The organism is Methylobacterium sp. E-066 (assembly GCF_022829635.1).
Classification (GTDB): domain Bacteria; phylum Pseudomonadota; class Alphaproteobacteria; order Rhizobiales; family Beijerinckiaceae; genus Methylobacterium.
Genome location: NZ_JAKSYO010000092.1, coordinates 106,871 through 119,537, shown reverse-complemented (window position 1 = coordinate 119,537; position 12,667 = coordinate 106,871). Strand labels below are relative to the sequence as shown.

The 12,667-nt window shown below is 68.2% G+C and carries 9 protein-coding genes; 5 read left to right on the top strand and 4 right to left on the bottom strand.

Going from position 1 to position 12,667, the window contains the following annotated elements; genetic code table 11:
- The first annotated feature begins 176 nt into the window (after nucleotides 1-176).
- Together oxc and MKL20_RS12070 are read left to right on the top strand one after the other, a co-directional pair.
- On the top strand, nucleotides 177-1,922 hold the full coding sequence (gene oxc / locus MKL20_RS12075; protein ID WP_244036855.1) for an oxalyl-CoA decarboxylase: 1,746 nt from the start codon (nucleotides 177-179) through the stop codon (nucleotides 1,920-1,922).
- Nucleotides 1,923-2,299: 377 nt separating this feature from the next.
- Entirely contained in the window at nucleotides 2,300-3,871 is a 1,572-nt protein-coding gene (locus MKL20_RS12070) for an ABC transporter substrate-binding protein (RefSeq protein WP_244036854.1), read from the top strand.
- Between the two features lie 9 nt (nucleotides 3,872-3,880).
- Here the strand turns inward: MKL20_RS12070 and MKL20_RS12065 are convergent, their stop codons facing one another.
- The 3 genes from MKL20_RS12065 to MKL20_RS12055 form a co-directional block, all read right to left on the bottom strand.
- Nucleotides 3,881-5,047: an HPP family protein gene (locus tag MKL20_RS12065; RefSeq protein ID WP_244036853.1), complete on the bottom strand. Its 1,167-nt coding sequence runs from the start codon at nucleotides 5,045-5,047 to the stop codon at nucleotides 3,881-3,883.
- Between the two features lie 82 nt (nucleotides 5,048-5,129).
- Nucleotides 5,130-6,380, bottom strand: a complete 1,251-nt coding sequence (gene frc / locus MKL20_RS12060) for a formyl-CoA transferase (protein WP_243972938.1) — start codon at nucleotides 6,378-6,380, stop codon at nucleotides 5,130-5,132.
- Between the two features lie 53 nt (nucleotides 6,381-6,433).
- The gene (locus MKL20_RS12055; protein WP_409568143.1) at nucleotides 6,434-6,895 is read right to left on the bottom strand and encodes a PAS domain-containing protein; all 462 of its coding nucleotides are present in this window, start codon (nucleotides 6,893-6,895) and stop codon (nucleotides 6,434-6,436) included.
- A 725-nt stretch (nucleotides 6,896-7,620) separates the two neighbouring features.
- Here MKL20_RS12055 and MKL20_RS12050 point away from each other — a divergent pair.
- Complete coding sequence (locus tag MKL20_RS12050) at nucleotides 7,621-8,274, top strand: ABC transporter ATP-binding protein (protein WP_243972939.1); 654 nt, start codon at nucleotides 7,621-7,623, stop codon at nucleotides 8,272-8,274.
- 184 nt (nucleotides 8,275-8,458) lie between these two features.
- Complete coding sequence (locus tag MKL20_RS12045) at nucleotides 8,459-9,700, top strand: capsule biosynthesis protein (protein WP_243972940.1); 1,242 nt, start codon at nucleotides 8,459-8,461, stop codon at nucleotides 9,698-9,700.
- An 11-nt stretch (nucleotides 9,701-9,711) separates the two neighbouring features.
- Here MKL20_RS12045 and MKL20_RS12040 read toward each other — a convergent pair whose 3' ends face one another.
- On the bottom strand, nucleotides 9,712-10,281 hold the full coding sequence (locus MKL20_RS12040) for a hypothetical protein (RefSeq protein ID WP_244036852.1): 570 nt from the start codon (nucleotides 10,279-10,281) through the stop codon (nucleotides 9,712-9,714).
- 166 nt (nucleotides 10,282-10,447) lie between these two features.
- Here MKL20_RS12040 and flhA point away from each other — a divergent pair, with 166 nt between their 5' ends.
- The gene (gene flhA / locus MKL20_RS12035) at nucleotides 10,448-12,607 is read left to right on the top strand and encodes a flagellar biosynthesis protein FlhA (RefSeq protein WP_244036851.1); all 2,160 of its coding nucleotides are present in this window, start codon (nucleotides 10,448-10,450) and stop codon (nucleotides 12,605-12,607) included.
- Nucleotides 12,608-12,667: the final 60 nt, after the last annotated feature.

Here is a 12,667-nt window from a genome sequence, read left to right as displayed (position 1 = left end):
GACGAAGCGAAGCGGAGGCCTCGAAGGAGGCCTCCAGGGATCGCCGAGACTTCTGGAGCCCTCCTTCGAGGCTGCTACGCAGCACCTCAGGATGAGGGCGGAGGGTGGGACGTTCTCCGGCTCACCGGCTCACCGGCTCAGGAAGCCCCTGCATCAATCCTTTGGGAGACACCGCGATGACCGCTCTGGCAAAGATCGTCCACACCGCACCCGAGATCGAGGCCGAGCCGGATCTCACCGACGGCTTCCACCTCGTCATCGATGCGCTCAAGCTCAACGGCATCGCGACGATCTACGGGGTCCCGGGCATCCCGATCACCGATCTCGGCCGCATGGCGCAGGCGGCGGGGATGCGGGTGGTGTCGTTCCGGCATGAGCAGCATGCCGGCAATGCCGCGGCGATCGCGGGCTTCCTCACCCAGAAGCCGGGCATCTGCCTGACGGTTTCGGCGCCGGGCTTCCTGAACGGCCTGACCGCGCTGGCCAACGCCACCACCAATTGCTTCCCGATGATCCTGATCTCGGGCTCGTCCGAGCGCGAGATCGTCGATCTCCAGCAGGGCGACTACGAGGAGATGGACCAGCTCGCCATCGCCAAGCCCCTGTGCAAGGCCGCCTTCCGAGTCCTGCACGCGGCCGATATCGGCATCGGCGTCGCCCGGGCGATCCGCGCGGCCTGCTCCGGCCGTCCCGGCGGCATCTATCTCGACCTGCCGGCCAAGCTGTTCTCGCAGGTGATGGAGGCCGAGGCCGGCCGGACGTCACTGGTCAAGGTGATCGACCCGGCCCCGGCCCAGCGCCCCGCCCCAGAGGCGATCACCCGGGCCCTCGACGTCCTGAAATCCGCCCGCCGCCCGCTGATCGTGCTCGGCAAGGGCGCGGCCTACGCGCAGGCCGACGACGCGATCCGCGCCCTCGTGGAGACCAGCGGCATTCCGTACGTGCCGATGAGCATGGCCAAGGGCCTGCTGCCCGACACGCACCCGCTCTCGGCCGGCGCCGCGCGCTCCACCGCGCTGAAGGATTCGGACGTGGTGCTGCTGATCGGCGCCCGGCTGAACTGGCTGCTGTCGCACGGCAAGGGCAAGAGCTGGGGCGAGCCCGGATCGACCAAGTTCATCCAGATCGACATCGAGCCCCGCGAGATGGACTCGAATGTCGAGATCGTCGCGCCGGTGGTCGGCGACATCGCCTCCTGCGTCCAGGCGCTCCTCGAGGGCATGGGCCAGGGCTGGCAGCAGCCCCCGGCCGACTGGATCGACACGCTCAAGACCAAGCGCGAGGCGAACATCGCCAAGATGGCGCCCAAGCTCATGAGCAACGCCTCGCCCATGACCTTCCACGCCGCGCTCGGCGCCCTGCGGACCATCGTGAAGGAGCGGCCCGACGCGATCCTGGTCAACGAGGGCGCCAACACCCTCGATTTGGCGCGCGGCATCATCGACATGTACCAGCCGCGCAAGCGCCTGGATGTCGGCACCTGGGGCATCATGGGCATCGGCATGGGCTTCGCCGTCGCCGCCGCGATCGAGACCGGCAAGCCGGTCCTGTGCGTGGAGGGCGACAGCGCCTTCGGCTTCTCCGGCATGGAAGTCGAGACGATCTGCCGGTACGGGCTGCCGATCTGCATCGTGGTGTTCAACAACAACGGCATCTACCGCGGCACCGATTCCGACCCGACCGGGCGCGACCCGGGCACCACGGTGTTCGTGAAGGATTCCCGCTACGACAAGATGATCGAGGCCTTCGGCGGCGACGGCTACCACGTCACCTCGCCGGACGAGCTGACCCGGGCGGTCAACGCCGCGATGGATTCCGGCCGGCCGTCACTGGTCAACGCCGTGATCGACCCGGCCGCGGGCAGCGAGAGCGGCAATATCGGCAGCCTCAACCCGCAGAGCGGGATCAAGAAGAAGGCGTGAGGTGCATCATCCGTCGCCTCGCAAGCGGGCCGATGGATAAGCAATGGCGGGACGCCCTCGGGTTCATAAAATCCTTCTCCGTCCCTGCATCCTCCCTGTCATCCCGGGGCCGCACAGCGGAGCCCGGGATCCATAACCGCCGCCGATTCAAGGTCTTGCATGATCGGCGTTTCTGGATTCCGGGCTCGCCTGCGGCGCCCCGGAATGACGGCGTGATCCTGAGATCGGCTCCACAGACGTGCCGGGCTACCTCGCGTCATCCAGCCGAGACAGCCAACAACCACCGGTAATCCTCCCGCGGATACGGGCCGCCCGCCCCTCCCCGTGGCCCGCCTCATGCTAAGCTTCGGCGACACGCACTGCAGGGGCGAGCCGACATGCTGACCAGACGATCCTTCGTGGCCCTGTCGGGCGCGGCGCTCGCCGCCCCGGCGCTTGCGCAGGGCGGGTCCTCCCGCGTGCTCAAGTTCATCCCGCAGGCCGACCTGACGGTGCTCGATCCGATCTGGACCACCGCCTACGTGACCCGCAACCACGGGCTCGCGGTGTTCGACACCCTGTACGGGACCGATGCCAGCTACGCCGCGCAGCCGCAGATGGTCGCCGGCCACGTCGTCGAGGATGACGGCAAGCTGTGGCGCATGACACTGCGGCCCGGGCTGACCTTCCACGACGGCACGCCGGTGCTCGCCCGCGACTGCGTCGCCAGCATCGGTCGCTGGGCCAAGCGCGACCCGATGGGCCAGACGCTCATGGCCTACACCGACGAGCTCTCGGCCCCCGACGATCGGACCATCCAGTTTCGGCTGAAAAAGCCGTTCCCGCTCCTACCCGACGCCCTAGGCAAGGTTGGCTCGCCGATCTGCGCGATCATGCCGGAGCGGCTCGCCAAAACCGATGCGTTCACGCAGGTGACCGAGATGGTCGGCAGCGGCCCGTTCCGCTTCAAGGCGGACGAGCGGATGGTCGGCGCCCGGGTCGTCTACGAGCGCTTCGACAAGTACGTCCCGCGCGAGGGCGGCGAGCCGCAATGGACCTCGGGCCCCAAGCGCGCCTTCCTCGACCGGGTCGAGTGGCACGTCATCCCCGACCAGGCGACCGCCGCCTCGGCGATGCAGACCGGCGAGATGGATTGGTGGGAGCAGCCGCCCTCCGACCTCGTGCCGACGCTCGGCAGCCTGAAGACGTCGATCAAGGACCCGACCGGGCTGATCGGCTGCCTGCGCATGAACCAGCTGCTGCCGCCCTTCGACAACCCGGCGATCCGGCAGGTGCTGCTCAAGGTGGTCGACCAGACCGACTTCATGCAGGCGGTGACCGGCGACGATCCGAAGCTGAGGCACGTCCCGACCGGCTTCTTCTGCCCCGGCCTGCCGATGGCGAGCGAGGCCGGCCTCGACGTGCTGACGAGCAAGCGCGACTTCGACGCCGCCAAGAAGGCGTTGGCCGCCGCCGGCTACAAGGGCGAGAAGGTGGTGCTGATGGGCGCCTCCGACTTCCCGAGCCTGAAGGCTTTGGCGGACGTGGCGGCCGACATGCTGACCCGCGCCGGCTTCAACGTCGATTATCAGGTCATGGATTGGGGCTCGGTGGTCCAGCGGCGCGCCAAGCGCGACCCGATCGCCCAGGGTGGCTGGAGCATCTTCTGCACCTTCTGGGCCGGGCTCGACCAGGCCAACCCGGCCGTCAGCGCGTTCCTGCGCGGAACCGGTGCCGATGCGCCGGTGGGCTGGCCGACGAGCCCGAAGCTCGAGGCGCTGCGCCAGGAATGGCTCGACGCCCCCGATACCGCCGCGCGCAGGACGCTGGCGGACGCCCTGCAGGAGCAGGCCTTCGTGGACGTGCCCTACCTGCCGCTCGGGCAGTACTTCAACCAGACCTCGTACAAGCCCTCGGTGACCGGGGTGCTCAACGGGGTACCGGTGTTCTGGAACGTCAAGAAGGGTTGAGCCGGCGGGTCAAGCGGGCACAGCGTCCGGGCGCGCGGCGGCCAGTGCGGTGTTGCCGGCATCGGCGATCAGCGCCGGGACCAGATCCGTCTGCGAGACGATCCCGACCAAACGGCCATCCGCCTCCACCACAGGGAGGTGGTGGAGGCCGGCTTCCGCCATCCGCAGCACCAGCTCGGCCACGGGCGTGTCCGGGGTGACGGGCTCGACCGCGCTCATGATGTCGGCGGCGCAGCCATGGGGGGCGCGCCCGCGCTCCACGGTCAGCCGCAGGCGGCGGCCGAGGCCGAGCCGCGGGCCGCTCCGGTCCCAGGACGCCTTGTCGAGAAGGTCGGTCTGCGTGACGATCCCGAGCACCCGGGCGCGCTCGTCGGTGACCGGCAGGGCCTTGATCCGGTGGCGGCGCAGCAGGTGCAGCGCCTGCGCCAGGGAATCGTCGGGCGCGACCGCGATCACGTCGCGGGACATGATCGCCGCGCAGGTGGTCTGCCCCGATCGTCGCCCGTAGACACGCATCTGCACCCGCCGCAGGATCTGCTCCAGGTCGCCTCGGTCGACATCGAGCAGCTGGTCGAAATCCTCCAGCGCCGCATCGAGGTCCGAGGCCAGGAAGCCGAGCCGGGAGGCCGGTGCCTGGTCGTCGGTCCGCGGGCCGGCCGGGCGCAGATGCGGGTAGGCGCGGCCGGTCAGGTTGTTGAACAGCAGGGCCGTGGCCAGGAGCAGCAGCGAGTTGGCCGCCACCGGCCAGAGCACGAAGCCGTAGCCGAGGTCCCGGATCGCCGGGCCGCCCAGCACCGCCGTGAGGGCCACCGCCCCGCTCGGCGGGTGCAGGCAGCGCAAAGCCATCATCAGGGCGATCGCCAGCCCGATCGCCACCGAGGCCGCGACGAACGAGTCGGGTACCCAGATCGCCGCCGTGACGCCGACCAGGGCGGCCACGAGGTTGCCGCCGAGGATCGACCAGGGCTGCGCCAAGGGACTCGCCGGAACCGCGAAGAGCAGCACCGCGGAGGCACCCATCGGGGCGATCAGCACAGGGGCGGCCTCGCCCACGGCGGCGCGGCATACCAAGCCGGTCGCCAGGATCCCCAGCAGGGCGCCCGCGGCCGAGCGCAGCCGCTCGCGCTGGCTGACCGGCGTCAGCTCCGGAAGGAGACGGCTGAGCAGTGATCGCATCGGATCCGGATCGTACAGACGAGACGGGACGGCGCAGGGCGCGCCGTCCCGCTTCAGGATAGCGGAGATTCGGAGCCGCTTATCAGACCGCCTGGGCCTCGTGCATCGCCTGGATCTGCGTGGGACTATAGCCGAGGCCGGTCAGCACCTCGTCGGTGTGCTCGCCGAGCAGCGGAGAGGCCTTCACCTCGACGGTCATGTCGGAGAACTTGATCGGGCTGCCAACGGTCAGGTAGCTGCCGAGCTTCGGATGCGGCACCTCGACCACGGTGCCGCTGGCGCGCAGCGACTTGTCCTCGGCGATCTCCTTCATCGACAGCACCGGCGCGCAGGGGATGTCGTAGGTGCGCAGGATGTCCACCGCCTCGAACTTGGTCTTGTCGGCAAGCCATTCCTCGATGGTCTTGAAGATGTCGAAGATCTTGTCCTGCCGGGCCCGCGCGGTGTTGTAGGCGGGATCGGTGATCCACTCCTCGCGGCCGAGCACCTTGCAGATCGGCGCCCAGGCATGGCCCTGGATCGTGAAGTAGATGTAGGCGTTCGGGTCGGTCTCCCAGCCCTTGCACTTGAGCACCCAGCCCGGCTGGCCGCCGCCGCCGGCATTGCCGCCGCGCGGCACCACGTCCGAGAATTCTCCGTGCGGGTATTGCGGGTATTCCTCAAGGTAGCCCAGGGCATCGAGGCGCTGCTGGTCGCGCAGCTTCACCCGGCAGAGGTTGATCACCGAATCCTGCATCGACACGGCGACCTTCTGGCCGGTGCCGGTCTTGTTCTTCTGGTGGAGCGCCGTGAGGATACCGATGGCGAGGTGCATGCCGGTGTTGGAATCACCGAGTGCGGCGGCGCTGACGGTGGGCGGCCCGTCCCAGAAGCCGGTGGTCGAGGCGGCGCCGCCGGCGCATTGGGCGACGTTCTCGTAGACCTTCAGGTCCTCGTAATGGTGGCCTTCGGAGAAGCCCTTCACGGAGGCCAGGATCATCCCGGGATTGAGTTCTTGGATGCGCGCCCAGGAGAAGCCCATCCGGTCCAGTGCCCCGGGGCCGAAATTCTCGACCATCACGTCGGAATCCTGGATCAGCTTCTCCAAGACTTCCTTGCCGGCCTGGGTCTTGGTGTCGAGCGTCAGAGAACGCTTGTTGGAGTTCAGCATCGTGAAGTAGAGCGCGTCCGCATCCTCGACGTGGCGCAGCTGCGTGCGGGTCACGTCGCCGGAGCCCGGCCGCTCGACCTTGATCACGTCGGCGCCGAACCACGCCAGCAGCTGTGTGCAGGCAGGACCGGCCTGCACGTGGGTGAAGTCGATGATCTTGATCCCATCCAACGGCTTGCTCATCTGGCGTTCTCCCTTGCACGGTGAGGCTTGCGGTCTTCGGACGGTCCCGTTTGTCAGGATCCGTTCGGAAGGGCTTCGAGGTCTGCCACGCGCTGGCGCAGGCGCTTTTCCTCGGTCCAGCGCTCGGTCTCGTCGCGGATCACCGCGACGATCCCGGTCACCCGGTCCGACGCGTCCCGGATCATCCCGACCGTGAAGGCGATGGAGAGCTGGTGGCCGTCCTTGTGGATTGCCGGCACCCGCAGGGTCTCCGCCCCGTAGCGGGTGACGCCGGTTCGCATGGTCTTGGCGTAGCCGTCCCAGTGACGGCGCCGGTGCCGCTCCGGCGTGATCAGGTCGAGGGTCTGCCCGAGGGCGTCATCGGCGGTGAAGCCGAAGATCCGCTCAGCCGCCGGGTTCCAGACCGTGATCGCGCCGTCCGGATCGGCCACCACCACGGCGTCGCCGATGGCCGCGACGAGGCCCGTCAAATCATCCGCGGGCGGGCGATCGAGCAGGGTGTTAGCGTCCGCCACGGATCGCCCCGTATGCTCGCCGCCGACGAACGCAGCTCTGGAGGAGATGTCTGCCGAAGCGAACGTTGCTCGGATTCGTCATCAGGGCCTCCCTCGCGGCTATGGCGCTAAAGTTCCGGATGGTCCGGAACGCTGCACCGCATTCCCTCTGCTGATTGGTATCTGGTATGCCAAATACCTTGAGCCGTCAACCAGAGCGGCCGGAAACGGCACTTTGTTGCAAGATTTTGTTCGGGCGGTCTGAAAGCCTGTTTGACTGCGCGATCGCAGTCGAAGGACGGTTCTGTTCGATGGAGATCCTGATCTCTCCCCTCATCCTGAGGTGCTGCGCGGCAGCCTCGAAGGAGCCCTCCAGGGATCGCGCGGCTGGCTGGAGAGCTCCTTCGAGGGCTCCGCTCCGCTACGCCACCTCAGGATGAGGGCGAGGATGGGAATGACCGGTCAAACAGGCGCTGAGGCGATCGCCAGTCGGAGTGAGCATCCGATCAGGCCGCCTCGTCGTCGCAATCGCATTGAAGCGACTCAGCGCTTCGAGGCGGGGTGGGACCATGCGCTGCCCTCGCAATGTCGCTGAGGCTGCGGGCCGTCCGGCGACCCTATGAGCGTAGCCGGCACGGCGCGGCGCAGCGGCCGCCTTCTCAGATTCGCCGCTTTCCGCGGGCAGGAGCCGCGCAGCCAGACAGCACGGGCCGGCGTTTCGGCAACCCGCCCTGGAGACCACCCCGGTGATCCGTTTCGAGAAAGTCAGCAAGGTCTACCGCACCGACGGCCACAAGCGGACGATCCTGGAGCAGGTGTCGTTCACCCTGAAGCCCGGCGTTTCCTACGGGATCCTCGGCATCAACGGCGCCGGCAAGTCGACCACGATGCGGCTCATCGCCGGCACGGAGGACCCGACCCGCGGCAAGATCCACCGCGGCCTGCGGATCTCCTGGCCGCTGGGTTTCGCCGGCGGCTTCCATCCCAAGATGACCGGCCGCGACAACGTCATGTTCGTCGCCCGCATCTACGGCGAGGATCCGCGTCGCGTGCTCGACTTCGTCGAGGACTTTTCCGAACTCGGCAGCTACCTCGACGTGCCGATCTACACCTACTCGTCCGGTATGGGCGCCCGGCTCGCCTTCGGCATGAGCATGGCGATTCCGTTCGACTGCTACCTGATCGACGAGATCACCTCGGTGGGCGACGCCCGCTTCTCCAAGCGCTGCGACGAGGTGTTCTCCCAACGGCGCAAGAACGCCGACATCATCATGGTCTCCCACTCGATGGAGACGATCCGCCAGTGGTGCACGCAGGGCCTCGTCCTGCTCAACGGGCGCGCGATCGTCTACGAGGACGTCAACGACGCGATCGAGGTCTATCGGCGCCTCAACGCCTGAGCGATCACGAATCAGTCCGCGAAAAGCCGACACCGTCGTTCGGAGGGACGCAGACTGGAAACCCTCGCGAAGACATGCTTTTGCCGCCTCCCCGTGCGAGAGGCATCCGACGCGAGCGTTTCGGCGCGGTCGAGAGCCCGGTGACGGGCCGGCCGTCGAGTCCGGGGAGGCCGGGGATCAGGTCATGAACATGGAGATCCGGAAAGCCGAGGGGCAGCCGCTGACGACCGCGGATCGCCAGCAGGCGGTCACCGAATCATTGCGGCAGATCGCCCGCATGTCGCGGTTCGTCGACCGCAAGAAGGGCATCCGGTCCTACCAAAGCCACGTCAAGAACGATCCCTGGATCCCGATCCTGTTCGTGCTCTGCTTCGTGCTGCCGACGCTGGCCGGAGCGGTGTATTTCGGCCTGATCGCCTCGGACCGCTACGTCAGTGAGGCGCGCTTCGCGATCCGTCCGGCACTGGGAACGGCCGACAAGGCGGCGCCGGACTCGGTCGGCACCTCTTCGGGCGTGCCGAGCCAGATGGTGGCCCAGGACAGCCTGATCACCTACGAGTACATCCTCAGCCGGCCGATGCTCGAGACGATGGAGGCCAAGCTCCCGATCCGCGAGTGGTTCAGCCGCGACAGCATCGACTACTTCTCCCGCTTCGATCCGGAAAAACCGGTCGAAAAGTTCCTCCGCTACTGGAAGCGCCGCGTCGGCGTCGAGATCGAGTCCGGCTCCGGCATCATGTCGCTCACGGTCGAGGCGTTCGACCCCGACGAGTCCCTCGCCATCGCGAAAGCCGTGATGACGGAGGCCGAGCGGATGGTGAACGACCTCAGCATCAAGGCGCGCGAAGATGCGGTTGCCGAGAGCACGCGCGAGCTGAAGCTTGCCGAAGAGCGCATGACCAAGATCCGCGTGGCGATGCGCGACCTGCGCAATCGTGAAGGCGTGCTCGACGCGCAGAAATCGAACGAGGCCAATCTCAAGATCGTCTCCGAGCTGCGGGCGGCCCGGATCAACCTGGCGGTGCAGCTCGCCATCGGCCAGCGCGATCTCGGCCCGGAGTCGCGTCGGATCATCGACATCAAGCAGCAGATCAAGGATCTCGACGACAACATCGCCCGGATCGAGCGGCAGGCGGCCAGCCAGGATCCGGAGCAGAAGCGCCTGCTGTCTGACGCCCTGACCCGGTTCGAGGCCCTGGAGAACGACCGCAAGAACGCCGAGAAGTACTACCAGCAGGTGCTGACCGCCCATGAGCGCGCCCGCATCGTCGCGGCGCGTCAGATCGAGTTCTTCAGCCCGATCGTCGAGCCGGTGAAGGCGGAATCCTCGGTCGAGCCGCGGCGGATCCTGATGATCAGCCTAGTCACCGCGGGGGCGGCCGTGCTGTTCGCCGCCTCGATGTTCGCCCGGAAGATGATGAACTGACCCGATCCGGGTCAGCCATTCGTCGCTGACCCACCGCTCCAGCCCTGGGCTCGCCAGCCCTCGGCACGCTCGTCGAGGTCGATCGATCCGGCACGGTCGAGGATCGCCATCACGCCGTCGGCCAGGTGGTCTTCGGCCCGGACCGTCACGAGGGTCCCGCCCCGGCGCACGCCTTCCGCATAGGTCTCGGCTTCGCCCTCTGTCAGCCCGGCGCCAGTGAGGCCGCCGATCAGGCCGCCCGCCGCAGCGCCGACGCCTGCGCCGGCCGCGGCCGCCACCAGCCAGCCCGCCGCGACCACGGGCCCGAGGCCGGGAATCGCCAGCAATCCGAGCCCGGCCAGCAACCCGGCCCCACCGCCCAGAACCGTGCCGACCGTTGCGCCGGTCCCGGCGGCGTCCACCGGATCGACCACATCGGGCTGGGGATCGCCGAACGGCCGATCCTGGATCGCGGCCGGCTCGGCCCGGTTGGCCAGGATGCTGATGTCGGCGTGGGGGATACCCGCCGCCTCCAGCTGATCGACCACGCCCGTGGCGGTGTCGTACTCGTCGAACAGGGCGGTGAGGACGCGCGCGGCCATGCGGGCTCTTTCGATCGGTGGGCTGCCGCCCGGACAAGTGGCGAAGGCCGTGCGGGTTCCGCTCCCACCGGGCCGGTTCTTAACGGCGCGCTAACCATCCACTCGGCAGATCTTGCCGGGTGCGCCCCTCGGATCCCCCGGGGCGGACGGCGATGGATCGAGAACGATGGCGGATACGGCGAGCGCGCCGGCCAGCGGCGGGGTTATGAGCGGGGCCGCATCGGTCCTGGGTCAGCTCGCGCTGCCGACCCGCGGCGACCTCCATGCGCTGTCCAAGCGCTCGGATCTCATGTTCGCCACCGGCGTCATGGGCATCCTGGCGGTGCTGATCTTTCCGCTGCCAGCGGTGCTGCTCGACCTGCTGCTGGCGGTCTCGATCATCGTCTCGGTGCTGATCATGATGGTCGGCCTGTCGATCGACAATCCGCTCGAATTCACCGTCTTCCCGACGCTGCTGCTGATCGCCACGATGCTGCGGCTGGCGCTCAACCTCGCCTCGACCCGCCTGATCCTGGGCCACGGCCACGAGGGCACGGCGGCGGCCGGCCACGTCATCGAGGCCTTCGGCAACTTCGTGATGGGCGGCAACTTCGTCATCGGGATCATCGTGTTCGCGATCCTGATCATCGTGAACTTCGTGGTCATCACGAAGGGCTCGGGCCGCATCGCCGAGGTCGCGGCGCGCTTCACCCTCGACGCGATGCCCGGCAAGCAGATGGCGATCGACGCCGACCTCTCGGCCGGCCTGATCGACGAGAAGGTCGCCAAGGCCCGCCGGGCCGCCCTGGAGGAAGAATCCTCGTTCTTTGGCGCCATGGACGGCGCCTCGAAATTCGTCCGCGGCGACGCGGTGGCGGCCCTGCTGATCACGTTCATCAACGTGGTCGGCGGCATCGTCATCGGCGTGGCGCAGCAGGGCCTGAGCTTCGGCGACGCCGCCAAGAGCTACACCCTGCTCACCATCGGCGACGGGCTGGCGAGCCAGGTCCCGGCGCTGATCGTCTCCACCGCGGCCGGCATCCTGGTCTCGAAGGCGGGCGTGAAAGGCTCGGCCGACAAGGCGCTCGGCAAGCAGCTGGCGCATTATCCCAAGGCGCTCGGCATGTCGGCCGCCGTGATGTTCCTGATCGCGCTCCTGCCCGGCATGCCGATGCTGCCGTTCCTGCTGCTCGGCGGCGGGGCGGGCTACGCCGCGTGGCGCACCAACAAGACCGCCAATGAGGCCCCGCCGCTGGACGCGGAGGGCGTCCCGATGGACGCCAAGGCCGTCGCGGCCGCGGCCACGGCGAAGGAAGAAACGGTCACCGACCTGCTCAAGCTCGACGACCTGAAGCTCGAGATGGGCTACGCGCTGCTCGCCCTGGTCAACGGCGAGGGCCAGGACCGGCTCACCGACCAAATCAAGGCCCTGCGCCGCCAGCTCGCGGCCGAGCTCGGCTTCGTGATGCCGTCGGTGCGCATCCTCGACAACGTCCAGCTCGATGCCAATTCCTACGTGGTCCGGGTCAAGGAGATCGAGGCCGGCACCGGCCGGATTTTTCCCGGCCAGTTCATGGCCATGGATCCGATGGGCGGCCAGGTGCAACTGCCCGGCCAGCACATGCTGGAGCCCACCTTCGGCCTGCCGGCGACCTGGATCGACGCGTCGCTGCGCGACCAGGCGCAGCTCAAGGGCTACACCGTGGTGGATGCCGCCACCGTGGTCTCGACGCACCTCACCGAGCTGATCAAGGCCCACGTCTCCGAACTGCTCAACCACGTCGAGGTCTCGAAGCTCCTGCGTGAATTGCCCAAGGAGCACGCCGAACTGCTCAAGGAGATCATGCCGTCGCAGATCTCGACCACCGGCGTGCAGCGGGTGCTGCAGTTCCTGCTCTCGGAGCGCGTGTCGATCCGCGACCTCGGGGCGATCGTCGAGGGGATCGCGGAAGTCGCCGGCGCGGTGAAGAACCCGCGCGACGTGGTCGAGCATGTCCGCGCCCGGCTCGGGCGGCAGATCTGCGCCCAGTACCAGGACCAGAACGGCACCCTGCCGATCATCACCCTGTCGCCCGCCTGGGAGCAGGCCTTCATGGAATCGATCGTCGGCGAGCGCGAGGAGCGATACCTCGCCATGCAGCCCTCGAAGCTCAGCGAGTTCGTCACCACGGTCCGCGACCGCTTCGAGACCGCGGCCCGGCAGGGCGAGATGCCGGTGCTGGTCACCTCGGCACAGTCCCGGCCGTTCGTGCGCTCGATCATCGAGCGCTTCCGCCGGGAGACGCCGGTGATGAGCCAGGCGGAGATCCACCCGCGGGCGCGGCTGCGCACCGTGGGGTCGATCTGAGGGACGGCGGCCTGACGCCATTGATCAGGCTGAGTGCCACCTTTCACCGTCCTTGCGAGC

Bases quoted from the DNA above. Each gene is read 5' to 3' on its own strand.
- oxc (WP_244036855.1), top strand. From the start codon at position 177: ATGACCGCTCTGGCAAAGATCGTCCACACCGCACCCGAGATCGAGGCC.
- MKL20_RS12070 (WP_244036854.1), top strand. From the start codon at position 2,300: ATGCTGACCAGACGATCCTTCGTGGCCCTGTCGGGCGCGGCGCTCGCC.
- MKL20_RS12065 (WP_244036853.1), bottom strand. From the start codon at position 5,047: ATGCGATCACTGCTCAGCCGTCTCCTTCCGGAGCTGACGCCGGTCAGC.
- frc (WP_243972938.1), bottom strand. From the start codon at position 6,380: ATGAGCAAGCCGTTGGATGGGATCAAGATCATCGACTTCACCCACGTG.
- MKL20_RS12045 (WP_243972940.1), top strand. From the start codon at position 8,459: ATGAACATGGAGATCCGGAAAGCCGAGGGGCAGCCGCTGACGACCGCG.
- MKL20_RS12040 (WP_244036852.1), bottom strand. From the start codon at position 10,281: ATGGCCGCGCGCGTCCTCACCGCCCTGTTCGACGAGTACGACACCGCC.
- flhA (WP_244036851.1), top strand. From the start codon at position 10,448: ATGGCGGATACGGCGAGCGCGCCGGCCAGCGGCGGGGTTATGAGCGGG.